This window comes from Croceibacterium sp. TMG7-5b_MA50, from assembly GCF_039830145.1.
GTDB lineage: Bacteria > Pseudomonadota > Alphaproteobacteria > Sphingomonadales > Sphingomonadaceae > Croceibacterium.
This window is the reverse complement of the sequence record NZ_CP156082.1, coordinates 1,903,366-1,925,938: the sequence shown is the minus strand read 5'-3', so window position 1 is coordinate 1,925,938 and position 22,573 is coordinate 1,903,366. Positions and strand designations below refer to the sequence as shown.

The 22,573-nt window shown below is 67.2% G+C and carries 20 protein-coding genes; 14 read left to right on the top strand and 6 right to left on the bottom strand.

The genetic code is table 11. The annotated features are described in order from the left end of the window. The first annotated feature begins 6 nt into the window (after window positions 1-6). Window positions 7-870, top strand: coding sequence for an amidohydrolase family protein (locus tag V5740_RS09185; protein ID WP_347302186.1), 864 nt, complete (start codon window positions 7-9; stop codon window positions 868-870). Between the two features lie 28 nt (window positions 871-898). Here the strand turns inward: V5740_RS09185 and guaA are convergent, their stop codons facing one another. Together guaA and V5740_RS09175 are read right to left on the bottom strand one after the other, a co-directional pair. Further along, window positions 899-2,479, bottom strand: a complete 1,581-nt coding sequence (gene guaA, locus V5740_RS09180; protein ID WP_347302185.1) for a glutamine-hydrolyzing GMP synthase — start codon at window positions 2,477-2,479, stop codon at window positions 899-901. A gap of 428 nt (window positions 2,480-2,907) precedes the next feature. Then, window positions 2,908-3,612, bottom strand: coding sequence for a zinc transporter (locus V5740_RS09175; protein ID WP_347302184.1), 705 nt, complete (start codon window positions 3,610-3,612; stop codon window positions 2,908-2,910). Window positions 3,613-3,710: 98 nt separating this feature from the next. Here V5740_RS09175 and gyrB point away from each other — a divergent pair, with 98 nt between their 5' ends. The 3 genes from gyrB (at window position 3,711) to V5740_RS09160 (ending at window position 8,237) form a co-directional block, all read left to right on the top strand. After that, window positions 3,711-6,212, top strand: coding sequence for a DNA topoisomerase (ATP-hydrolyzing) subunit B (gene gyrB, locus V5740_RS09170; protein ID WP_347302183.1), 2,502 nt, complete (start codon window positions 3,711-3,713; stop codon window positions 6,210-6,212). 112 nt (window positions 6,213-6,324) lie between these two features. Then, a complete protein-coding gene (locus V5740_RS09165; RefSeq protein ID WP_347302182.1) occupies window positions 6,325-7,479 on the top strand; it encodes a DUF3182 family protein in 1,155 nt (384 codons plus the stop codon). Then, the gene (locus V5740_RS09160) at window positions 7,476-8,237 is read left to right on the top strand and encodes an alpha/beta fold hydrolase (RefSeq protein ID WP_347302181.1); all 762 of its coding nucleotides are present in this window, start codon (window positions 7,476-7,478) and stop codon (window positions 8,235-8,237) included. Before V5740_RS09165 ends, V5740_RS09160 begins: the two co-directional genes overlap by 4 nt. A gap of 4 nt (window positions 8,238-8,241) precedes the next feature. Here V5740_RS09160 and V5740_RS09155 read toward each other — a convergent pair whose 3' ends face one another. Then, window positions 8,242-9,423 (bottom strand): two-component regulator propeller domain-containing protein, encoded by a 1,182-nt coding sequence (locus V5740_RS09155; RefSeq protein ID WP_347302180.1) that lies wholly within the window; start codon window positions 9,421-9,423, stop codon window positions 8,242-8,244. Between the two features lie 391 nt (window positions 9,424-9,814). On the opposite strand from V5740_RS09155, the gene V5740_RS09150 reads away from it, so the two are divergent. Genes V5740_RS09150 through V5740_RS09140 form a run of 3 tightly spaced genes read left to right on the top strand, consistent with a single transcriptional unit; the run spans window position 9,815 to window position 14,179 of the window. Further along, on the top strand, window positions 9,815-12,097 hold the full coding sequence (locus tag V5740_RS09150) for a glycosyltransferase (protein ID WP_347304488.1): 2,283 nt from the start codon (window positions 9,815-9,817) through the stop codon (window positions 12,095-12,097). After that, a complete protein-coding gene (locus V5740_RS09145) occupies window positions 12,048-13,358 on the top strand; it encodes a glycoside hydrolase family 130 protein (protein WP_347302179.1) in 1,311 nt (436 codons plus the stop codon). The genes V5740_RS09150 and V5740_RS09145 overlap by 50 nt, the downstream gene beginning before the upstream one ends. A 17-nt stretch (window positions 13,359-13,375) precedes the next feature. Beyond that, the gene (locus V5740_RS09140) at window positions 13,376-14,179 is read left to right on the top strand and encodes a class I mannose-6-phosphate isomerase (RefSeq protein ID WP_347302178.1); all 804 of its coding nucleotides are present in this window, start codon (window positions 13,376-13,378) and stop codon (window positions 14,177-14,179) included. A 208-nt stretch (window positions 14,180-14,387) separates the two neighbouring features. Here the strand turns inward: V5740_RS09140 and V5740_RS09135 are convergent, their stop codons facing one another. Next, window positions 14,388-15,170, bottom strand: a complete 783-nt coding sequence (locus V5740_RS09135) for an enoyl-CoA hydratase-related protein (protein WP_347302177.1) — start codon at window positions 15,168-15,170, stop codon at window positions 14,388-14,390. A gap of 71 nt (window positions 15,171-15,241) precedes the next feature. Between V5740_RS09135 and V5740_RS09130 the strand changes: the two genes are divergently transcribed. From V5740_RS09130 to V5740_RS09120, 3 genes are all read left to right on the top strand, one after another. After that, window positions 15,242-16,252: a nitronate monooxygenase gene (locus V5740_RS09130; protein WP_347302176.1), complete on the top strand. Its 1,011-nt coding sequence runs from the start codon at window positions 15,242-15,244 to the stop codon at window positions 16,250-16,252. 72 nt (window positions 16,253-16,324) lie between these two features. Beyond that, complete coding sequence (locus V5740_RS09125; RefSeq protein ID WP_347302175.1) at window positions 16,325-16,516, top strand: hypothetical protein; 192 nt, start codon at window positions 16,325-16,327, stop codon at window positions 16,514-16,516. A 128-nt stretch (window positions 16,517-16,644) separates the two neighbouring features. Further along, entirely contained in the window at window positions 16,645-17,766 is a 1,122-nt protein-coding gene (locus V5740_RS09120) for a DUF1440 domain-containing protein (protein WP_347302174.1), read from the top strand. Here the strand turns inward: V5740_RS09120 and V5740_RS09115 are convergent. Both V5740_RS09115 and V5740_RS09110 read right to left on the bottom strand, forming a co-directional pair. Beyond that, window positions 17,708-18,217 carry a YceD family protein gene (locus V5740_RS09115; RefSeq protein ID WP_347302173.1) on the bottom strand — a complete coding sequence of 170 codons (510 nt, stop codon included), beginning with the start codon at window positions 18,215-18,217 and terminating at the stop codon, window positions 17,708-17,710. The two genes, V5740_RS09120 and V5740_RS09115, sit on opposite strands and share 59 nt — an antisense overlap. Next, window positions 18,214-18,735: a ubiquinol-cytochrome C chaperone family protein gene (locus V5740_RS09110; protein ID WP_347302172.1), complete on the bottom strand. Its 522-nt coding sequence runs from the start codon at window positions 18,733-18,735 to the stop codon at window positions 18,214-18,216. The genes V5740_RS09115 and V5740_RS09110 overlap by 4 nt, the downstream gene beginning before the upstream one ends. A 170-nt stretch (window positions 18,736-18,905) precedes the next feature. Between V5740_RS09110 and bamE the strand changes: the two genes are divergently transcribed. Genes bamE through hslU form a run of 4 tightly spaced genes read left to right on the top strand, consistent with a single transcriptional unit; the run spans window position 18,906 to window position 22,470 of the window. Next, the gene (gene bamE, locus V5740_RS09105) at window positions 18,906-19,391 is read left to right on the top strand and encodes an outer membrane protein assembly factor BamE (RefSeq protein WP_347302171.1); all 486 of its coding nucleotides are present in this window, start codon (window positions 18,906-18,908) and stop codon (window positions 19,389-19,391) included. A 45-nt stretch (window positions 19,392-19,436) separates the two neighbouring features. After that, on the top strand, window positions 19,437-20,018 hold the full coding sequence (gene hslV / locus V5740_RS09100) for an ATP-dependent protease subunit HslV (RefSeq protein WP_347302170.1): 582 nt from the start codon (window positions 19,437-19,439) through the stop codon (window positions 20,016-20,018). A gap of 28 nt (window positions 20,019-20,046) precedes the next feature. Next, a complete protein-coding gene (locus V5740_RS09095) occupies window positions 20,047-21,135 on the top strand; it encodes an FAD-dependent oxidoreductase (RefSeq protein WP_347302169.1) in 1,089 nt (362 codons plus the stop codon). A gap of 33 nt (window positions 21,136-21,168) precedes the next feature. After that, window positions 21,169-22,470 carry an ATP-dependent protease ATPase subunit HslU gene (gene hslU / locus V5740_RS09090; RefSeq protein ID WP_347302168.1) on the top strand — a complete coding sequence of 434 codons (1,302 nt, stop codon included), beginning with the start codon at window positions 21,169-21,171 and terminating at the stop codon, window positions 22,468-22,470. Window positions 22,471-22,573 lie beyond the last annotated feature (103 nt).

The window sequence follows — 22,573 nt, the reverse complement described above, 5'->3', positions numbered from 1 at the left end:
TCGTCGATGAGATCGTTGCTGTTCGTCCCCGCGCTGTCGCTTATCGCCGCACCGGCGATGGCTGAGGCGCCGGCCTTCGACGTGCATGTCCACCTGCACGATGGGGAGGCGTCGCTGGACGCCTACGAAGCGTCGTTGGAAGGCGAGGCAGATGGACCGCGCTATGCCGCGATGTGGTTCGGTGGCCCGAATGGCGCGCCAGCGAGCGATCCGGCGGCGATCCGAGCAGCCAACGATTCGATCCTGGACCTTGCAGGCCGGCATCCCGGCATGATCCCGGTCGTCACGGTGCATCCATATGACGGCGATGCAGCGCTGCAGGAACTGACGCGCGTGGCGGCGCGCGGTGCCCGCATCCTGAAGCTGCACCCCCATACCCAGCGGTTCGAAGTGACCGATCCGCGCACGCAAGCCGTCGTTCAACAGGCCGGGCAGCTGGACCTGATCGTGCTGTTCGACAATGCGAATATCCTGCCCGGCGATAGCGAGAAGCTGTTCAACCTGGCGCTGGCGAACCCGCGCACCCGGTTCATCTTCGCCCACATCGGCGGCATGAACTTCCGCTTCTGGAACGTGTTGGCGGCGGCCCGTACGGCTGACGGACTGGTCGGCGATAATATCCATTTCGACCCGTCCGCCATCGTGACGCTGGTCGCCGGCTCCCCGGTAGCGGACGAATTCGTGTGGACGCTGCGCAATGTGGGTATCCGCAACGTGCTGCTGGGTTCGGACTACCCGCAATACTCGCTCGCGGCGAACATCGCCGCGCTGGAGCAACTGGGTCTGGAAAAGGACGAGATCGGACTAATCCGGTCCGGCAATGCCAGGCGCCTGCTTGGTCTGGAGGCGGCGGCGCCCGTCGGCGACTAGCGCAGGGCGGGCTTGATCGCCGTCGGGATCACTCCCACTCGATCGTGCCGGGCGGCTTGCTGGTGTAGTCGTAGACCACGCGATTGATGCCGCGCACCTCGTTGACGATGCGGGTCGATACCCGGCTCAGGAACTGGCCGTCGAAGGGGTATACGTCGGCGGTCATCCCGTCAGTGCTGGTTACGGCTCGCAAGGCGCAGACATTGTCGTAGGTTCGGCTGTCGCCCATCACGCCCACGGTCTTGACCGGCAACAGTACGGCGAACGCCTGCCAGATTGCATCGTACAGCCCGGCGGCGCGGATCTCCTCCAGGTAGATGGCGTCGGCCTTGCGCAGGATGTCGCAGCGCTCCTTCGTCACTTCGCCCGGAATGCGGATGGCGAGGCCAGGGCCGGGGAAGGGATGACGGCCGACAAAGGCGGGCGGCAGACCCAGCTCCTTGCCCAGTTCGCGCACCTCGTCCTTGAAAAGCTCGCGCAAGGGTTCGACCAGCGCCATGTTCATGCGTTCGGGCAGGCCGCCGACATTGTGGTGGCTCTTGATCGTCACCGATGGGCCACCGGTGAAGCTGACCGATTCGATCACGTCGGGGTAGAGCGTGCCCTGCGCCAGGAAATCGGCCCCGCCGATCTTCTTGGCCTCTGCATCGAACACGTCGATGAAGGTCTTGCCGATGAACTTGCGCTTGGCCTCCGGGTCGGTGACGCCGGCGAGGCCGTCCATGAACTGCGCCTCCGCATCCACATGGACCAGCGGGATGTTGTAATGACCCCGGAACAGCCCGACGACCTGTTCCGCTTCGCCCTGCCGCAGCAGGCCGTGGTCGACGAACACGCAGGTAAGCTGGTCGCCGATCGCCTCGTGGATCAGCACTGCCGCCACCGCCGAATCGACACCGCCAGACAGGCCGCAGATCACGCGGGCATCGCCCACCTGCGCGCGGATCTCCTCGATCTTGGCGCGGCGGAACTCCGCCATGGTCCAGTCGCCGGCAAGGCCGCAGACATGGCGCACGAAGTTGGCGAGTAGGCGCGCGCCATCGGGTGTGTGGAACACCTCCGGATGGAACTGCGTGCCGTAATAGCGCCGCTCATCATCGGCGATGAGCGCGAAAGGCGCCCCGTCGCTGGTGGCGACGATGCGGAAGCCGGGGGCGAAGCGGGTGACCTTGTCGCCGTGGCTCATCCACACCTGGTGCCGTTCACCCACCTGCCACAGCCCGTCGAACAGGACGCAGGGTTCGGTGACGGTCAGGAATGCGCGGCCGAATTCACCACCTTCGCCGGTCTCGTGACCCGGCCGGACTTCTCCACCGAGTTGATGCGTCATCACCTGCTGGCCGTAGCAAATGCCCAGGATCGGCAGGCCGCTATCGAACAGCACCTGCGGTGCGCGCGGGCTGCCATCCGCCGGGACGCTGGCCGGGCTGCCAGACAGGATGATGCCCTTTGGGTCCAGCCGGTGGAACGCCTCCTCCGCCTGCGTAAAGGGGGCGATCTCGGAGTAGACGCCGGCCTCGCGCACGCGACGGGCGATCAGCTGGGTCACCTGGCTGCCGAAATCGACGATCAGGATGGTATCGGGCTGGGAGTCGGCGATGCTGGTCATGGCGGCAGCGGTTAGGCGGAGTGCGGCGCCGCTGTCCAGCACCGCCGCGCCACCAAATGCAAACGTCGTGAACGCCGCCTTACGTACTGTCACGCAAAGGTGTTGCAAAGCTTGCAACAGGCGTGCGCCTCTTCGCATTTGAGTATTCGTGTCCCCTGCGCCAGATAGACGATCGAGAGACAACGCTTCGCCTGATCGCGGGATCGATCGGGTTGGCTAGCAAACAGCAAGATGCCAGCGGTAACAGCCGCGGCATCATTTCGCAGGAGGTAGTATCATGACCAAGTTTCTGAAGCGCATGCTTGTTGCCTACATCACCAGCGCCGGTGCGCATCGTCACCCGATGATGTGGCCGCACTGAGCGACTTAGTCGCAACTTGATGCGGACGACGGCCGCCCCAACAGGGGCGGCCGTTTTCGTATGCGCCTCACCCGTTAGACATGGTGTCGAGCGCCAGGGCCAGGATCACGCCGATCGCCGTTGCCACGCCCGACCAATGGCGATCCTCGCGATAGGCTTGCGGGAAGACCTCGACCGCCAGGCTGGCGATCACCGCGCCGGCGGCGAAGCAGCGGATCGTCGCCAGCACCTCCTCGCCCGCAGTCTCCAGCAGGGTATAGCCGCCGATGGTGCAGAGCGAGAGCAGCACCGCCGTCGCGCCCCACAGCGCCAGCACGCGCCCCTTGGATCGTCCATCGTCTGCCATCTGCCGCGCGCTGCCGGCCGCTTCGGGCAGGTTGGACAGCAGGATCGATCCGGCGAGCGCCGCAACCTCCGGCGCGCCGGCGCCGATCAGGGCCACGCCCAGCGCCAGGTTCTCCGGCATGCCGTCCAGCGTGATTGCGGCGAGCAGCCCGCCACCTGACTCCCGTCCCCACTTCACGTCGATCCAGTAATCGGCCAGGGTGAAGACGATCGCCCCCGCCGCGACGCCCAGCGTGGCGCTCCACAGGCTGCCTCTCTCAATCGAGGGGACGATCAGCTCGCTGACGGCGGACAGTAGCAGCGCCCCGCCGGCCAGCGCGACCAGGAAGCCTTCGGTGCGTTCGTGCAGCCGGCCGAACAGGCCCCATGCCGCGCCGGCGAGCAGGGCGCCGGAGACGACCAGCACCACGATCAGCGTCATCATCATGGCGTGGGTGATGCGCGCAGGTGCCAGCGCTGTCAAAAGGCTGTGGACCAGGGCGGTTCGCGCTTTCCCCCGGGGCGCCGGATTCCTATATGATGGGCATGAGCGAGAGCGAGAACACCAAGTCGAACAGTTACGGCGCCGACCAGATCAAGGTGCTGAAGGGGCTGGATGCCGTGCGCAAGCGGCCCGGCATGTATATCGGCGACACCGATGACGGATCGGGCCTGCACCACATGGTGTTCGAGGTCAGCGACAATGCCATTGACGAGGCGTTGGCCGGTCATTGTGACCTGGTGCTGATCGAACTCAATCCCGACGGGTCTGTCAGCGTGACCGACAATGGCCGCGGCATACCGGTGGACATTCACAAGGAAGAGGGCGTCAGCGCGGCGGAGGTCATCATGACCCAGCTGCATGCGGGCGGCAAGTTCGAGAACACCAGCGACGACAACGCCTACAAGGTGTCGGGCGGCCTGCATGGCGTCGGCGTGTCAGTGGTGAACGCCCTGTCCGAATGGCTGGAGCTGACAGTGTGGCGCGACGGCAAGGAGCACTGGATGCGCTTCCGCCATGGCGATGCGGAAGGGCCGCTGGAGGTACGCGGCGACGCGGCGCCCGGGCAGAAGGGCACCAAGGTTACCTTCTTGCCGTCCACCGACACGTTCAAGAACGTCACCGAGTTCGATTTCGAGAAGCTGGAGCACCGCTACCGCGAGCTCGCGTTCCTGAATTCGGGCGTGCGCATCCTGCTGCGTGACAAGCGGCACGAGGAGCCTGTGGAGCACGACCTGTTCTACGAAGGCGGCATTGGGGCGTTCGTGAAGTATTTGGACCGCAACAAGCAGGCGCTGATGCCGGACCCGATCGCCATTTCGGCCGAGAAGGACGGGATCGGCATCGACGTGGCGCTGGAATGGAATGACTCGTATTACGAGAACGTCCTCGCCTTCACCAACAACATCCCGCAGCGCGACGGTGGCACGCATCTGGCTGCATTCCGCGCCGCGCTGACCCGCACGCTGAACGGCTATGCCGCTTCCTCCGGCTTGATGAAGAAGGAGAAGGTGACGCTCTCGGGAGAGGACATGCGCGAGGGGCTGACCGCCATCGTCAGCGTCAAGCTGCCCGACCCCAAGTTCTCCAGCCAGACGAAGGACAAGCTCGTCTCCTCCGAGGTTCGCCAGCCGCTGGAAGCGCTGATGGGCGACAAGATGTCCGAATGGCTGGAGGAGAACCCCGGCCATGCAAAGGAGATCATCGGCAAGGTGATCGACGCCGCCGCAGCGCGCGAGGCGGCGAAGCGCGCGCGCGAGCTGACGCGGCGCAAGGGCGTGATGGACATCGCCAGCCTGCCGGGCAAGCTCGCCGATTGCCAGGAACGCGACCCCAGCAAGTGCGAACTGTTCCTGGTGGAGGGTGACTCCGCGGGCGGCTCGGCCAAGCAGGGCCGCGACCGCCACGTGCAGGCGATCCTGCCGCTGAAGGGCAAGATCCTGAACGTGGAGCGTGCGCGGTTCGACCGGATCATCTCGTCGAAGGAGGTCGGCACGCTGATCGAGGCGATGGGTACGGGCGTGCGCGACGAGTTCAGCCTCGACAAGCTGCGGTACCACAAGATCGTCATCATGACGGACGCCGACGTGGACGGCGCGCATATCCGCACGCTGCTGCTGACCTTCTTCCACCGGCAGATGCCGGAGATTGTAAAGGCCGGGCACCTCTTCATCGCGCAGCCGCCGCTGTACAAGGTCGCGAAAGGCCGGTCGGAGGTCTATCTGAAGGATCAGGCCGCGCTCGACCGCTACCTGATAGAGGCCGGGCTGCAAGGCCGGGTGCTGGAAGGCGCTGGCGGTGCGCGCAGCGGGCCGGATCTGACCGCGCTGGTCGAACACGCGCTGCGCATGAAGAACCTGATGGCGTTCGTGCCGCGCCGGTATGACTCGGCGGTAGTGGAGGCGATGGCGCTGGCCGGCGCACTCGATCCGGAGGCGGATGGCGCGACCCGCGCCGCCGCCCTCCAGCGCGCAGCGGCGCAGCTCCAGCTAAGCGATCCGGAGGCGAACTGGAGCGCGAGCGAACGGGGTGACGGGCTGATCCGGTTCGACCGGGTATGGCGCGGCGTCACGGACGCGCACCTCATCGAAGGCGGGTTCATCGGCAGTGCGGAGGCGCGCAAGCTGCACCGTCTGGCGGGTGAGCAGGCGGAGGCCTACGCCTTCCCCGCGCGCCTGACCAAGGGCGCTTCGGCACCGGAACAGGAAGCCGCCGAACCGGAGACGGATGAGCCCGGCGCGGTCGAGGCGCAGCCGGCTCGGCCGGTTGACGGCACCATCACCCGCCCCAGCCAGCTGCTGGACGCGGTGCTCGAGACCGGGCGCAAGGGGCTGTCGGTCCAGCGCTACAAGGGCCTGGGCGAGATGAATGCGGACCAGCTGTGGGAAACCACGCTCGACCCCGAAAACCGCGCGCTGCTGCAGGTGAAGGTGGAGGACGCTGACGTCACGGACGAGATCTTCACCCGTCTGATGGGCGATGTGGTCGAACCGCGGCGCGACTTCATCCAGGAGAATGCGCTGAACGTCGCCAACCTGGACGTATAGCGGCACGGCACGGGCGATCGGCCTGCGGCCCGCCTCGTCCCAGCATTGTTTGCCGATCGGGTGCCAATTGCGCACCCGATCGTTTGCAGGGTGTTGATTGGTAGGAGATGCCATGATCCCCGATGCGTTCCACGCCACCGGTGGCGTATTGCAGCCCCGCGCCTCGATCCATCCGGAAGGCGTCGTCGGCTTGGCAATGCTGCCCATCGCCAGTCGGTCCAATCCGGGCACCCATGAGCATGACACCCTTGAGGTGCTGTCAACCCGGATTGCCAGCCTGCTGGGCGTCCCGTTCGTGGGTCGGCATTATCCGGCGGATGGCGCGGCGGGTGCGCTGTACCTGGTGCCTGCCGATACGCTGGAGGCCGAGGAGGGCCATGCGCTCCAGCTGCGCGATCCTAAGCGTTTCTTTGGTGGGGTCGTGCCTTTTCCGTTCGCCGGGACCAAGGCCATCACGCATGGTCTGGTCTCGCCCGCCGCGACCCGTCCCACCGGTTGGTCCGACGCCATGACGCTTGCGATCCACGAGGCGGTGTTGTGCGGCTTCACCGTGTTCGACGCCGCCGACGCGGCGATCGCGGGGGAGCGGCTGCTCGCGCGTGGACCCGTTCGGGTCAAGCCGGTGCGCGGCAAGGCCGGCGTCGGGCAGGTGGTGGTGGAGAATGCCGGTGATCTTGCGGCTGTGGTCGCCGCGCATGACCCGGACGAGCTGGCTGAATATGGCCTTTGTCTGGAGGAGAACCTGACGGACGTCGTGACCTACTCTGTGGGCGTGGCCATCATTGGCCAACACCGGATCAGCTACTGGGGTACGCAGAGCCTCACCACCAACCGCCATGGCGAGGAGGTCTATGGCGGCAGTGAATTGCATGCAGTGCCGGGCGACCTGGCCACGCTGCTCGACGCGGCGCCCGATCCGCTGATCCGCCACGTCGTAGCTCAGGCGGCGCAGTTCGACCGCGTTGCGCAGGAGGTCTATCCCGGCCTGTGCCTCTCCCGCCGCAATTATGACGTGATCGAAGGTACAGATGCACTCGGCATCCGGCGCGTCGCGCTGCTGGAGCAATCATGGCGCGCCGGCGGGGCGAGCGGGGCGGAGCTCGCGGCGATGGAGGCCTTCGCCGCCGATCCGACTCTAACTTGCGTCACCACCGCCACGGTGGAGGTCCATGGCGAGGCCGTGATACCCGATGGCGCCACCGTGTATTTCAACGGTATCGATCCCCATGTCGGCCGGATGGCGAAGTGGGCACAGCGCATCGCATGATCGAGGAAGGCCCAGTCGATTTTCGCATTGCCGACCAGCATCTGCGGGGGACGCTGCTGACCCCCGACATGCTGATCCCCGGCTTCCTGTTCGTGCATGGCTGGGGCGGCAAGCAGGAGGATGACCTCGATTGCGCGGAGGATATCGCGCGCCTGGGCTGTCTGTGCTTCACCTTCGATCTACGCGGCCATTCGGCCAGTGATGCCGCCAAGAGCGAGGTCACGCGCGAAGATGGCTTGCAGGACGTGATCGCGGCCTATGATCACCTCGTCTCCCATCCGCTGGTGGACCGGCGGGCGATCGGGGTGATCGGCGTCAGTTACGGCGCTTACCTGTCCACCCTGTTGACGGCGCAGCGGCCGGTCCGCTGGCTGGCGCTGCGCGTCCCGGCGCTCTATCCCGACAAGGACTGGAAGACGCCCAAGGCGCTGCTCGACAAGCAGAAGGTATGGGCATACCGCAACCGGTTCCAGACCCCGCGGCGCGACCGGGCGCTGCATGCCTGCGCGGAGTTCGAGGGGGATGCGCTGATCGTCGAATCCGAATTCGACAACCATGTCCCGCATACTGCAATCGCGTCATATATGGGTGCGTTCCAGCGGGCGAGTTCGCTCAGTCACCGGGTGATCCGCGGCGCCGATCACGCGATGCGTACGCCCGAACATCGCCAGATCTACAAGACGCTGCTGAATCGCTGGGTGGAGGAGATGGTCCGCACCGCGCGTCGTTCCCGCCCATGGGCGACGGCGGCGGAATAGCGGCTCAGTCCGCGAGTCCGGTGAACACGAAGCGCTGTACGCGGCGGCCGGTCGAGACTTCCGCTGTGTAGATGTTGCCCTGGCTGTCCACGTCCAGGCTATGCAGCCAGATGAATTCCCCCGGATAGCGGCCGTTCTTGCCCATCCAGCCCAGGACCTCGTGCGTGGCGCGCAGCAGGACCCAGATGCGCCCGTTCATCATGTCGGCGACATAGACATAGGTGCCGTCGGGGCTGAAGCCGACATCGGTGGCCGTACGCGTGCCGCCGGTGCCGTCGCCGATCACGATATCCTGCACGAACTCGACCGCGCCGTCCTCTCCTTCGCGGAACAGCTGCACCCGATTGTTGCGCCGGTCGCAGACATACAGCGTGCTGTCAGGCCCGCGGACGACGCAGTGGACGATGTCGCCGAAGCTTTCGCTGGCCGGATTGGGGCCACCATCACCAGTGGAGGTCGCCTGGCTCTGGTCAAAGGCGCCCTCTCGCACGGGAGCGGAAGGCGGGCGGCCGTAAGCACCCATCAAGCCGACGAAGTCGAGATTGCCGGGCGAAAAGCCGATCACCCGCTTGTTGATGTAGCCGTCCGACACCAGCACGCTGGCCCCATCGGCGTTCACATCGGTCGGGTTGCCAAGCGCGGTCTGCGACAGATTGCCCTCCGTCACGCCGCGCCGGCCGATCTGGCGGATGAACTTGCCGTCGGGCGTATAGTTGACGATGACGTGGTCGCCCTCGCCATTGCCGCCGATCCACAGCGTGCCCTGCTTGTCGACGTGCAGCCCGTGGACGTTTTCGGGCCATTGCGACACGCCGTCGATCACCGGCGCATCGCTGGTGCCGTCCCATTGTGCGATCAGCCTGCCATCCTGGTCGAAGCGCAGCAGGTGGCCTGTTCGACGACAGCAGCCGAGCGCCTGCGGCGGGTCCGTCTCCAGCCCGACATCCGTGGCGGTGAGCGATCCGGGGCGCGTCAGCACCCAGATCGTGTCGTCCGGCGCCACCGCGACGCCCGGTACCTGCCCGATCATCAGGTCGTCCGGCACCCGGGGCCAGCTGGCGTCAGCCTGGAACGTGGGGAACGGCACCGCATCGTTCAGTCTCTCCGCGGCGATCGGCACCAGCGTGTCGGCCATTGCAGGCGAGGCGGCGAGCAAGGCGGTGATCGGCAGGATGCGACGCAGCATGGCGGGTCCTTTGGCGAATCTTGCGGTCAGCCCCGCCACACTGGCAGGTGGGCGTAAGCTGCGCCAGCCTACAGGAACCGAATGGCTTTGCTGACGGTTGCGTTAATCAAGAGATGATTGTGCGGCTGCGAAAGAGCCTCCGGCGCGATCTGATCGCTATTTTGCATGTGTTGGCAGTTTGTTGTCGCCATTCCCGGTGCAACGTTCTTGATCCAGCAGAAGGTCTGTGGTGCGATGCAGCATAAACCCTCTGGCGGAGGTGGGAAGCCGGGACAGTGCAAGGGGTTCGAGGATTATTGCGAGCATGGGTGATCAGCAGCACCTGCCTGGCGGACAGGTTCAGTCGATCTTCTCCGCTCCGCGTGCCGCGGGGCGGGCGGATGCGGACGGGATGCTGACGTCGGGTCGGCGTCCGGTCCGGCGCATCGCGCTTGTCGGCAATTTCGTGCCGCGCAAGTGCGGCATTGCCACCTTCACCAGCGATGTATTCGACAAGCTGGGTGAATTTCACCCGCGCATCCAGGTCGATGTCTGGGCGCTGGACGATCCGGAAAGTCCGTTGGCATATACGGGCATCGGCGGTACCATCGATCGCAACGATCCCGCCAGTTATGCCCGCGCGGCGCGGCGCATCAACGAGAGCGGCGTGGATGCGGTATGGCTGCAGCACGAATACGGCATATTCGGCGGCGTCGATGGCGAGATGGTCAGCGCCTTTGTCGACCGGATCGCCGCACCGCTGATCCTGACGCCGCACACCGTGCTGGCCGATCCGGGGCAGCGGCAACGGGCGATCCTGACGCATCTGATTGCGCGGGCCAGCCGCATCATGGTGATGAGCAGCCATTCGCGCGACCTGCTGGCGCGCATCTATGGCGCGCCGCACGAATTGCTGCAGGTCATCCCCCATGGCGCGCCCGATCGCCCGTTCGGCCGCAATCGCGCCTTCAAGCAGCAGCTTGGCCTGGACGGACGCAAGGTGATGATGACCTTTGGCCTGCTCGGACCGGGCAAGGGGCTGGAGAAGGTGATCGAGGCACTGCCCGCCATCACCGGACGGCATCCGGAGATAGTCTACCGCATTGTCGGTGCCACGCATCCAAACCTGGTGGCACGGGAAGGCGAGGCTTATCGTGAGCGACTGGTCGCCCTCGCCACCGAACTGGGCGTTGCCGACCACATCGTGTGGGACAATCGCTTCCTCGACAACGACGAGCTGCTCGATCAGCTGGAGGCGTGCGACATCTACGTCACGCCGTATCCCGGCTTGCAGCAATCGACATCCGGCACGCTCAGCTACGCGGTCGCGCTGGGCAAGGCGGTGGTGTCGACGCCATACCTGCATGCGCGGGAGCTGCTGGCCGATGATGCCGGCGTCCTGATCGAACCTGGCAGCGCACCGGCCATCGCCAACGCCGTCAACCGCCTGCTGGACGCGCCGGAAGAGCTGCTGGCACTGCAGCGCCGCGCCTATGCCCGTGGGCGGGAGACGATCTGGCCCCGCTTCGCCGATGGCGCCGCGGCCTTGGTGGAGGCGGCGGTTGCACCCGTCGGCCGCATCCCGCCTGCCACTGCCACGCCCGGTCTGTCGGGTGTGCTGCAGATGAGCGACGGGACCGGCATGTTCCAGCATGCGATCGGCATCGTGCCCGATCGCCGCCACGGCTATTGTCTGGACGACAATGCCCGCGCCCTGATGCTGATGAATGTCGCCGAGGGGCTGGATGGGGCGGAACAACTGCGCTGGTCGATGACCTACGGCAGCTTCATGCATCACGCATGGAACCCCGACATCGGACTGTTCCGCAACTTCATGCGCTTCGACCGGAGCTGGTGCGAAGATGCAGGATCGGAGGATTCGAACGGCCGTGCGCTATGGGCCCTGGGCCACACGCTGGAGCATGCGCCTACCGCCGACATGCGCGAATGGGCGTTGTGGATGTTCGACACCGCGCTGCCGCATATGCGCGCTCTCGGCAGTCCGCGGGCGATCGCCTTCACCATGCTGGGTGCCGCATGTTCGCTGCGGGCGCGGCCGGATCACGGCGCCTCGCGGGAGGCGCTGGCCGCCGGTGCCGACTTCCTGCACCGCCTGCTGGGCGGCGCGCGCCGACCGGACTGGGCGTGGTTCGAGACCGTGCTCGGCTACGACAATCCGCGCCTGTCTCAGGCCCTGATCGAGGCTGGCCTGCTGCTGGAAAGCCCCGCCTGGACGGCCGATGGCGTGGAAACGCTGGAATGGATCGCGGGACAGCAGATCGCCGCCAGCGGTCATTTCCGACCGATCGGATCGGACACCTTCGGGACGGAGCACGGCCACCTGCCGTTCGACCAGCAACCGCTGGAGGCGCAGGCCGCGATCGAAGCGGCGCGATCGGCCTATACCGCCACCGGGGATGGCAAGTGGATCGATCATGCCCGGTGCGCCTGGAATTGGTTCTTCGGCGCCAATGATCGCGGCGCGGTGCTGGCCGACCTTGCCAGCGGACGCTGCCGTGACGGGATCAACCCGCGCGGCGCCAACGCCAATTGCGGGGCGGAATCGATCCTCGCCTTCCAATTGGCCCATTATTCCGTTCTAGCGCTGGCCGGAGCGGAATTGCGTGATTCGACGGGAGATGAGTGTGGGTTTCGAGGGCGGCTGGCAGAACAGTCCTTTGCAAATCCTGGATGAGCGCCTGCATGCCGACCCCTCGCGGGTCGTGCTACGGCCCTTCCATCTCGGCTGGTCGGCATGGAACGCCCCGGGCGGGCGTGCGCTGAAGCTGGTCCAGGATATCGCCGCGCTTTCGGATGCGGAGGTCGATGCGGAATATGCCCGCGTCCGTCGCGACTTCGTGGCGCGGCACTGGCAGACGGAGAAGATGTTCGAGGAACGCTTCGCCGACGTGCAGCAGACCTTGCCGGAACAGTGCTGCGACTTCTCGCTCGCCCGCAGGCGTCTGGTCGGCGCCTATTTCTGCCACGAATACACCTATGCCGCGGCGGCATTGATGAACCCGTCCATCGTTCCGCATCCGGACCAGTCCGGCATGGTCGATGGCGCCTGCCGCTTCGTCATGACACTGCGCGCCGTCGGGGAAGGGCACATCAGCTCCATCGCCTTTCGCGAAGGGATCGTGGAAACGGACGGCCGCTTCAGCCTCTGGCCGCAGAGTACCTTCGCCACCAGCGTGGAGCTTGACGATGCGACGCTGAGCGACAGCGACGCGGGCGTCACTGTCCATCGGCATTCCGACTCCAGCCTCAGCAACACGGTGATCTTCCCCATCACCGAACAGCAGCGCAACGGGCTGGAAGACCTGCGCATGGTCCGGTTCGACCATGGCGGCGGCGAGTACGAATGGATCGGGACCTACACCGCCTATTCCGGCAGTTCGATCCGGTCGGAACTGCTGCGCACCGGCGATTTCCGCCGGTTCCTGCTGGAACCCATCCAGGGCCGCGCCGCCCGGAACAAGGGCATGGCGCTGTTTCCCGAGAAGATTGGCGGGCAGTACGCCATGGTCAGCCGGCAAGATGGCAAGAACCTGTTCCTGCTGAAGTCGGACCGGCTAGACCGCTGGGATGACGAGGGCACGCTGCTGATGGAGCCCAAATATCCGTGGGAGTTCATCCAGATCGGCAATTGCGGCAGCCCGATCCGCACCGATGCCGGCTGGCTGCTGTTCACCCATGGCGTGGGCGCGATGCGCAAGTACAGCCTGGGCGCAGCGCTGCTGGACCTCGACGATCCCGGCAAGGTGATCGGCCGCACGCCGGAGCCGGTGCTGACGGCGGTGGATGCAGACCGGTCGGGCTATGTCCCGAACGTGGTCTATACCTGTGGCGCGCTGCAAGTGGGGGAGCGGCTGCTGATCCCCTACGGCATCTCCGACAGCGCGGTCGGCTTCGCCACGGTCGAGATCGACGAACTGCTGCGCTTGATGCGCTGACGAGAACAGGGACGAGGATGCTGCTGCCCACCAAGACGGTCGAGAAGCCCTGGGGCATGGACACGCTGCCCGCGCCGTTCACCGCGCCCGAGGGCAAGCGCATCGGGGAGATCTGGTTCGACCCGCCAGCCGAGCTGCCGCAGCTATTGGTGAAGTACATTTTCGCCGGCGAGAAGCTGTCGATCCAGGTCCACCCCTCCGACACGCAGACGCAGGCCATGGGCCTGGGCCAGCAGGGCAAGGAGGAATGCTGGCTGGTGATCGATGCCGACGAGGGCGCGACACTGGGTATCGGCTTCGATCACCAGCTGAGCGATGACGAGTTGCGGGCGGCTTCGGAAGACGGTTCCATCGAGCAGAAGATGGTCTGGCACCAGGTGAAGGCGGGCGACTTTTTCTACATCCCCGCCAACACGGTGCACGCGATCGGCGGCGGGGTCTCGATCATCGAGGTTCAGCAGAACAGCGACATCACCTACCGCCTGTACGATTACGGCCGCCCGCGTGAGCTGCACCTGGACGATGGCGTGGCAGTGGCGCAGGCCGGAGTGCACGATCCTGCCAACCGGCTGCATCTGCCCGACCATGGCGACGTGGCGCTGGTGGATGGGCCGCACTTCCGGGTGGACCGGGTGGATGGCACCCCAGACGCGGCGACGGGCGCACGGTATTCGGGCCCCTTGCTGGTGATCCCGCGCGCAGGCGTGGCGGTGGTTGATGGCGAGAGCGTGGAGCCGGGCGGCTGCGCGCTGGCATCGTCGATCGAGGCGGTTCGCTTCGCTGCGGATGGCAGCTGCCTGATCACGCAGCCGCTGGCGTAATAATCGTCGCAAACCGGCCACTTACGCCGGAAGTTGACACTAAGTTTACACCTCCCTGACGCCGGGATGACGCGGCAGTCGGCGGGTGACAACAGGCGTGGAGAGGGGATAGCGCGGCATCGGCCTGCTATGTCAGCACTGCAGAATGTAGGACAGCCTTAACCCGATTGTGGGCGTCAAGCTCCCCGGCGAGGGAGGAGGTGCAAGCCTACCGCCCCTGCCACTTCGCGCTGCGCTTCTCGATGAAGGCGGCCATGCCTTCCGCCTTATCCTCCGTTCCGGCCAGCAGGTGGAAGAGGCGGCGTTCCAGCACCAGGCCGTCCTCCAGCGGCAGGTTGGCGGCGGCGTGGACGGTTTCCTTGGCCGCCAGCACCGCCAGCGGGGGCATGGCGGCGATGGTGCGGGCGGTCTCCAGCGCATTGTCCATCAGCTCCGCCGCGGGCACCACGCGGGCGACCAGCCCGGCGGCTTCCGCTTCTGCCGCATCCATCATCCGGCCGGTCAGGATCAGTTCCATGGCTTTGGCCTGTCCCACCGCGCGGGTCAGCCGCTGGGTGCCACCCATGCCAGGAATGGTGCCCAGCTTGATCTCCGGCTGGCCGAACTTCGCGCTGTCGGCGGCAATGATCAGATCTGCCATCATCGCCAGCTCGCACCCGCCACCCAGTGCGAAGCCGTTGACCGCGGCGATCCACGGCTTGCGCGTGGCGCGCACGAGATGGCTTTGCCAGCGGGACAGACCGTCGCTGGCGTAGAACTGCGCGGCGGAGGTCGCGGCCAGTTCCTTGATGTCGGCGCCGGCGGCGAACGCCTTGCCTTCGCCGGTCACGACCGCGCAGCGCTGCGTATCGTCTGCCTCGAACGCGGTGAAGGCGGCGATCAGGTCTTCCAGCACGGCGGAGGAGAGCGCGTTCAGCGCCTCCGGCCGGTTCAGCGTGACCATCGTGACGGCACCGTCGGTCGCGACCTTGATCGTGCGGTAATCGGCCATCGCTGCCTTCTCCTTGCCCTGTGCGCCGCGTCTGCCTAAGGCGCGCGGCTTCCTTGTGTCGAGGTCAAATCATGTCCGCCTATCCCAAATCCCATGCGCTGATGCGCCGCGGGGCCGCGTTCCTGGGCACCGAACACGCGGTGTTGTGCGGGGCGATGAGCTGGGTGTCGGAACGCAACCTGGTGTCCGCGATCAGCAATGCCGGCGGCTTCGGCGTGATCGCCTGCGGGGCGATGAGCCCGGACCTGCTGGATGCGGAGATCACCGCGACCAAGGCGCTGACCGACAAGCCGTTCGGCGTGAACCTCATCACCATGCACCCGCAGCTGACCGACCTGATCGCGGTCTGCGGTCGCCATCAGGTCGGCCACGTCGTGCTGGCGGGCGGCATTCCGCCCAAGGGCAGCGTGGAGGCGATCAAGGCCTTCGGCGGCAAGGTGATCGTATTCGCGCCCACGCTGGCCCTGGCCAAGAAGCTGCTGCGCAGCGGCGGCGATGCGCTGGTGATCGAGGGGATGGAGGCGGGCGGCCATATCGGCCCCGTGTCCACCAGCGTGCTGGCGCAGGAATTCCTGCCCGCGCTGGCCGAGGATCACCTGGTGTTCGTCGCCGGCGGGATCGGCCGGGGCGAGGCGATCGCCGGCTATCTGGAGATGGGCGCCGTCGGCGTGCAGCTCGGCACCCGGTTCGCCTGCGCGAGCGAGAGCATCGCGCATCCTGCGTTCAAGAAGGCGTTTTTCCGCGCCGGCGCGCGCGATGCGGTGGCGAGTGTGCAGGTGGATGCCCGCCTGCCGGTGATCCCGGTGCGGGCGCTGCGCAACAAGGGGACGGAGCTGTTCACCGCCAAGCAGCGCGAGGTTGCCGGGCAACTCGACTCCGAGGCGCTGGAGATGGCCGAGGCACAATTGCAGATCGAACATTACTGGGCCGGTGCGCTGCGCCGCGCGGTGATCGACGGCGATGTGGAGAATGGCAGCCTGATGGCCGGGCAATCCGTCGGCATGGTCACGCAGGAGGAGCCGGTGGCCACGATCATGCAATCGCTGATGGATCAGTGCGAGGCCGCGCTGCTGCGGCGCTGAGGCATCACGCATCCTGCCGGAACCAAACGCCACGGCCCGCGCTTGCCACAGGTAATCGAAGGAGATCTGTGCATGATCGGCAAGATGATTGGCGCCGCGATCGGCGCGCGGGTGGCGGAAAAGGCGCGTGGCGGGATCGGCGGCACCGGTGGTGCACTGGTCGGCGCGCTGGCGGTTCCGCTGCTCCGGCGCGTCGGTCCGTTCAAGCTGGTGGCGCTGGCCCTGGGTGGCTATGCCGCCAGCCAGATGGGCAAGAAGCGCTGATCGCACCTGCCATCCGCGCAATACAGGACTGGGCGGCATCCGCGAGGGTGCCGCCCTTTCTTGTTTGAATGGCGGCGGAACCGCCGCCTCTCCGCCGGGTAGACAGGCCACACAGCAGGAGTTCTCCCATGGCCAGCAATCCCATCCCGGCACCCCGCGCGCTGGACGACATGCGCGGTACGGCCGGCGGCCTCGCGGCGGGCCTCGCCGCGTCGTGGGCCATGGACCGGTTCCAGAGCGCGGTGATCCCGCTGTTCCAGCCGTCGGGCCCCGATCACGGCGACCAGACGCCCGCACCGGAGAAGGCGGCCAATATCGTCGCCCGGCTGGTGAGCGGCAGCGACGTGCCCAAGCGCGATCGGGCCGCCGCCGGCAGCGCTGTGCATTACGTGATCGGCGGGCTGACCGGGGCCGTGTACGGCCTGCTGGCGGAGCGGTATCGTCCTGCGACCGCCGGACGCGGCGCGCTGTTCGGGATCGCCAGCGCCACGCTGATCGACCAATTGGCCGTGCCGCTGACCGGGCTTGCCCGGCCGGCCTGGCATTACAGCCTGCGCACCCACGCCTATGCCTACCTGTCCCACGTCGTGTTCGGCATGGCGACGGAGGCGGTGCGCCGGGCACTACGCGATCGGCCCGATGCGGCCGAGAGCCGCGACTACACGCCCCTGCCGCTGGAGGAGGCCGCGTTGCCCTTCGCATTGGGCATGGCCAATGGCCAGCGCACGATGACGCCGCCGGCCATCGTCAGCCTGGCGGCGGCGAGTGGCGCGCTGAAGCTGGACGGCAGCCGTCTCGCCTTCCTGGCGCATCCGCTGACCGCCGGCCTGTTCACGATCGGCGCGGCGGCGGAATATTACGTCGATGTGCAGCCGGGCACGCCCGACCGGACCGACCCGATGGCGATCGGCGGGCGAATGGCGGGCGCGGCCCTGTCGGCGGCGGCGATCGCCCGGCCGGAGGAGCGGACGCAGGCGGCGCTGATCGGCGCGGCGGGTGCGGTTGCCGGGGCGTACCTCGGCTACCGCGTGCGCGCCTTCGCCTCCCGCGCATTGGGGCGCGACCTGCCTGTCGGCGTGGTGGAGGATACGATGTGCCTGGCCGGAACCGCGGCGATCACCGGCTTCGCCGTGCTGAAGCGCCGGCGGGAGGCGCGGCAGCAGCGGCTGGAGGCGGCCCGGAACGCGGCGCTCAGTTCTTCCGCAGCTGCGCCAGCGCCGCGAACGGTCCACCCGCACCCGGCTGGTTGAGGCCCGCCTCCTCCCGCACGCGATCGGCTTCCGGCCCGCAGGCATAGGGGTCGATCGCCAGCGCCAGGCTCTGCGCCATCGCTTCCCCCAAGTCGAAGGTGGTGCCGGTATAGGCGATCTCGTCCAACTCGGCCTCTTCCAGTTCGACCTCCTCCGCCTCGATCGGCTGCTCGGGCACGAAGACCAGCGTCAGCTTCTCGTCGATCGTCGCCGGCAGGTCGTCACCGGAGACCGCGCAGCTTTGCACGATGGCAGCGGTGAGGCGGCCGGTGGCGGTGACCCGCTCCCCTTCGGCCACCAGGGCCAGCTCCGCCTCCAGCCGGTCGACGGCGACCAGGCCGAAGCGGGTGGCCAGCCGCTTGCGCTCGTCAGCATCCGCCTCGACCCGCACCGGGCGGGCGGTCAGGTGGCGGCGGTCGATGATGCGGGACAGTTCGGGCGCGTCGGTCATTGCGGCAGCTCCGCGGCGAGGATCGTATCGGGCGAATATGTGGCGAGCGCGGCGTGGTACTGCCGCAGCAGATCCGCCAGCGGCGTGGCCTCCGCGCCATCGTTCAGGGTGACGTTGCGGCGCACCGCATCCTCCAGCAGCGCGGGATCGGCCGTGGGGGCGAAGGCATCGCGCAGCGCGCCCAGCCGCCCGCCGAGCGCGGCGACCAGGCGGCCGATCTTCTTGCCGACGACCAGGTCGCCGACGCCGCTCTCGCGCAATTGCCGATCCATGTCGGCCACGAACAGTTCGGTCAGGTGAACGCCATGTTCGGGCGGGGCATCCGCCGCCTCCAGCCGTAGCAGCACCAGCGCCAGGATCGTCGCGATCATGTCGAACCGGCCGGGGACGCTGTCGGCGACGCCGCCCTGCCGGTACCAGCGTTCTGCGCGGGAGACCTCCACGACGCGATGCCACAGCGGCCGCAATTGCCCGCGCGGGTCGGGTCGGGGACGGAACAGGCGGGAGAGGGCGGACATCGGGCGGCTTTGCCTCCTATTCACCGGTGGTTCAATGCGCGCCTCGCAACGGCAGGGTTTACCCGTGTGTTGCCACAGGGCAGGCCCGCCTCTATGGCCGGCGCTTTCCCGATATAGGCGGCACCTATATAGGTGACGGGGCTGGTGACGGAAGCGTTGGAAGGCGAGCGATGCAGGGTGTGACACGGGTTGGGCTGCTGCTGGCGCTGGCCGGGACGATGGCCTTGGCGACAGGCGGGTGCAGTTCCATTCGTCAGCATCGCGGCTACATCACCGATCCGGTGCTGATCGGGTCGGTCCAGCCGGGCGTGGACAACCGCGTGTCCGTCGAACGGACGCTGGGCCAGCCGACCTTCACCAGCCAGTTCGGGCAGCCGGTGTGGTACTATATCGGCAGCACGACGGCGCAGGCGCCGTTCACCGACCCGCGCTTCGTGGAGCACACGGTCCTTGCCGTCACCTTCGACGAGGCGGGCAATGTCGCCAGCGCGCAGCGGAGCGGGATGGACGATGTCGTGCGGCTGAGCCCCGATGGTGCCGCTACCCCGACGCTCGGCCGTGACCGCAGCTTCCTGGAGGATCTGTTCGGCAATATCGGCCAGGTGGGCGCGGCCGGGATGGGCGGGCAGCAGCCGGGTGGCGCGACCGGCCCGTAAGGCAGGTTGCTTGAAGCGTCCGGCCGTGGCCCCATATGCCGCGCCATGGACGATAGCAGGGCAAGCCACGGCCTGATTCAGTGGCACGGAACCACCATCATCGGCGTCAGGCGGAACGGCAAGACCGTGATCGCGGGCGACGGGCAGGTGTCGATGGGCAACACGGTGATGAAGCCGAACGCGCGCAAGGTGCGCCGGATCGGTGCCGCCGGGCCGGACGGTGTGCCCAAGGTGATCGCCGGCTTCGCCGGGGCGACTGCCGATGCCTTCACCCTGTTCGAACGGCTGGAGCGCAAGCTGGAGCAGCACAGCGGCCAGTTGCTGCGGGCGGCGGTGGAGCTGGCCAAGGACTGGCGCACCGACAAGTACCTGCGCAACCTGGAAGCGCTGATGATCGTCGCCGATGCTGATACGCTGCTGGTGCTGACCGGCAATGGCGACGTGCTGGAGCCGGAGGGCGAGATCGCCGCGATCGGCAGCGGCGGCAATTACGCGCTCGCCGCGGCTCGGGCGCTGTCTGACTACGAGCAGGATGCCGAGGTGATCGCCCGGCGCGCCATGGCCGTCGCGGCGGAGGTGTGCGTGTTCACCAATGACCGGGTGACGGTTGAAACGATTGGCGGCTGACGCCCGCGCGCATTAGGCTGGTCCACCTATGGACCGGCGCCACTTCCTTTCCGCCTTCGCCGCAGCGGGCCTGCTTGGCGGCTGCACCACCATTCGCCCGGCACTTGTGGCCGGGCAGGTTGGCGGGGCTTGCCTGCCGCGCGTGATGGTCTCGCCCGAACGGGTGATCCGCACGATCGCGGGCCTGCGCCCCTATCGCCCCAGCGGCTTCGTGGTCCGGGCGGAGCCGCTGGGCGGGACGCTGGTGGTCCACAATTACGGTCATGGGGGCGGCGGGATCACGCTGTCCTGGGGAACCGCCAGTCTGGCGACCGAGATCGGCCTGCCGGCGCGGGAAGGCGCCGTGGTGGTGCTGGGCGCGGGGATCGCGGGCCTGACCACCGCACGGCTGGCGCAGGAACGTGGGCGGCAGGTGACGATTTACGCCGCCGCGCTGCCGCCCGATACCACCAGCAACATCGCTGGCGGGCAGATCGTGCCGGCCAGCGTGTTCGAGCGCGAGCATGTCGATGCCGCGTGGCTGGCGCAGTTCGAGGCGGCGTGCGCCTTCACCTGGCATCGCTGGCAATTGCTGACCGGCAGCGACACCGGCGTCCGCTGGCTGGCGACCTATGACGAGGGGACGCGCCCGCCGAGTTCCCCCACGATGGCGCGGTTCATGGCCGGGCGCGAAGTGCTGTCCGCCGCCGACAGCCCGTTTGGCCGTCCCGTCAGCCGCTACCAGACCATGTATGTCGAGGTCGGCCGGTTCCTGCGCTATCTCACCGCCGAGTTCCTGGCGTCGGGCGGGCGCATCGTGGTTCGGCGCTTCGCCACGCCGCAGGATGTCGCCGCGCTGCCCGAGCGGCTGGTGTTCAACTGCACCGGGCTTGGCAGCCATCACCTGTTCGACGACGCGCACCTTGGGCCCAAGCGCGGGCAGCTGGCGGTGCTGCTGCCTCAGGCGGAAATCGATTATGCCTACATGCTGGGTGGATACATGTTTCCGCGGGCCGACGGCATCCTGCTGGGCGGGACATGGGAGCAGGGGCAGTGGGACGCGGTGACCACGCCCGAAGGGATCGCGCGGATCATGGCCACCCATACCCGCGTCAACTCGCAAGCCTGCATGGCTTGAACCCGGTCGGGCGCCACCCCAATTTCGCCCGCGATGAATGACAATCTGACGCCCAAGGCGATCGTTTCCGCCCTCGACGAACACATCATCGGCCAGCGGGAGGCGAAGCGCGCCGTCGCCGTCGCGTTGCGCAATCGCTGGCGCCGCCAGCGCCTGCCGGCCGAGCTGCGCGACGAGGTTACGCCCAAGAACATCCTGATGATCGGGCCCACGGGCTGCGGCAAGACGGAGATCAGCCGCCGACTGGCGAAGCTGGCCGATGCCCCGTTCGTGAAGGTGGAGGCGACCAAGTTCACCGAAGTCGGCTATGTCGGCCGCGACGTGGAGCAGATCGCCCGCGACCTGGTGGAGGAGGCGATCCGGCTGGAGAAGGAGCGCCGGCGTGAGTCCGTGCGCGAGGCCGCCAGCAAGGCCGCGATGGAGCGCCTGCTGAACGCGCTGGTCGGCGACAGCGCCAGCGAGGCGACGCGCGAGAGCTTCCGCCGCCGCATCACCGAAAACGCCATGAACGAGGTTGAGGTCGAGATCGAGGTGGAGGAAGCCCCCGCCATGCCGATGGAGATCCCCGGCATGGGCGGCGGCGTCGGCATGATCAATCTGGGCGACATGATGGGCAAGGCATTTGGCAAGACGCCGATGAAGCGCCGCAAGCTGCGCGTGCCCGATGCCTGGGACAAGCTGGTGGACGAGGAGTCCGAGAAGCGGATGGACCAGGACGATGTCGCCCGCTCCGCCATCACCGCTGCCGAGACGAACGGCATCGTCTTCCTGGACGAGATCGACAAGATCGCGGTCAGCGACGTGCGCGGCGGCTCCGTCAGCCGGGAAGGCGTGCAGCGCGACCTGCTGCCGCTGATCGAGGGGACGACCGTATCGACCAAGCATGGGCCGATGAAGACCGACCATGTGCTGTTCATCGCCAGCGGCGCGTTCCATGTGGCCAAGCCCGCCGACATGCTGCCCGAATTGCAGGGCCGCCTGCCGATCCGGGTCGAGCTGAAGGCGCTGACGGAGGCGGATTTCGTCGCCATCCTGTCCGACACGCGCGCCAATCTGGTGTCGCAGTATCGCGCCCTGCTGGGGACCGAGGAATTGCAGGTGGAGATCACCCCGGGGGCGGTGGACGCGATCGCGCGGATCGCCGCGCAGGTGAACGAGAGCGTCGAGAACATCGGCGCCCGCCGCCTGCAGACGGTGATGGAGAAGCTGTTCGAGGAGCTGAGCTTCGAGGCGGAGGATCGCCGGGGCGAGACGGTGACCATCGACGAGGCATATGTGGCGGAGAAGCTGGGCGAGCTGGCCGGCAATGCCGACCTCAGCAAGTACATCCTCTGACCTCTCGCTGGAACGGATGGGTGGTGCAGTGCAGCAACACCCATCCGCTGCCATAAATCGGTAATGGTTCTGCCCCGTAACCGTCATTGATGCTGGTTAGCGG

Bases quoted from the DNA above. Each gene is read 5' to 3' on its own strand.
- V5740_RS09185 (WP_347302186.1), top strand. From the start codon at position 7: ATGAGATCGTTGCTGTTCGTCCCCGCGCTGTCGCTTATCGCCGCACCG.
- guaA (WP_347302185.1), bottom strand. From the start codon at position 2,479: ATGACCAGCATCGCCGACTCCCAGCCCGATACCATCCTGATCGTCGAT.
- V5740_RS09175 (WP_347302184.1), bottom strand. From the start codon at position 3,612: ATGATGATGACGCTGATCGTGGTGCTGGTCGTCTCCGGCGCCCTGCTC.
- gyrB (WP_347302183.1), top strand. From the start codon at position 3,711: ATGAGCGAGAGCGAGAACACCAAGTCGAACAGTTACGGCGCCGACCAG.
- V5740_RS09165 (WP_347302182.1), top strand. From the start codon at position 6,325: ATGATCCCCGATGCGTTCCACGCCACCGGTGGCGTATTGCAGCCCCGC.
- V5740_RS09160 (WP_347302181.1), top strand. From the start codon at position 7,476: ATGATCGAGGAAGGCCCAGTCGATTTTCGCATTGCCGACCAGCATCTG.
- V5740_RS09155 (WP_347302180.1), bottom strand. From the start codon at position 9,423: ATGCTGCGTCGCATCCTGCCGATCACCGCCTTGCTCGCCGCCTCGCCT.
- V5740_RS09150 (WP_347304488.1), top strand. From the start codon at position 9,815: ATGCTGACGTCGGGTCGGCGTCCGGTCCGGCGCATCGCGCTTGTCGGC.
- V5740_RS09140 (WP_347302178.1), top strand. From the start codon at position 13,376: ATGCTGCTGCCCACCAAGACGGTCGAGAAGCCCTGGGGCATGGACACG.
- V5740_RS09135 (WP_347302177.1), bottom strand. From the start codon at position 15,170: ATGGCCGATTACCGCACGATCAAGGTCGCGACCGACGGTGCCGTCACG.
- V5740_RS09130 (WP_347302176.1), top strand. From the start codon at position 15,242: ATGTCCGCCTATCCCAAATCCCATGCGCTGATGCGCCGCGGGGCCGCG.
- V5740_RS09125 (WP_347302175.1), top strand. From the start codon at position 16,325: ATGATCGGCAAGATGATTGGCGCCGCGATCGGCGCGCGGGTGGCGGAA.
- V5740_RS09120 (WP_347302174.1), top strand. From the start codon at position 16,645: ATGGCCAGCAATCCCATCCCGGCACCCCGCGCGCTGGACGACATGCGC.
- V5740_RS09115 (WP_347302173.1), bottom strand. From the start codon at position 18,217: ATGACCGACGCGCCCGAACTGTCCCGCATCATCGACCGCCGCCACCTG.
- V5740_RS09110 (WP_347302172.1), bottom strand. From the start codon at position 18,735: ATGTCCGCCCTCTCCCGCCTGTTCCGTCCCCGACCCGACCCGCGCGGG.
- bamE (WP_347302171.1), top strand. From the start codon at position 18,906: ATGCAGGGTGTGACACGGGTTGGGCTGCTGCTGGCGCTGGCCGGGACG.
- hslV (WP_347302170.1), top strand. From the start codon at position 19,437: ATGGACGATAGCAGGGCAAGCCACGGCCTGATTCAGTGGCACGGAACC.
- V5740_RS09095 (WP_347302169.1), top strand. From the start codon at position 20,047: ATGGACCGGCGCCACTTCCTTTCCGCCTTCGCCGCAGCGGGCCTGCTT.
- hslU (WP_347302168.1), top strand. From the start codon at position 21,169: ATGAATGACAATCTGACGCCCAAGGCGATCGTTTCCGCCCTCGACGAA.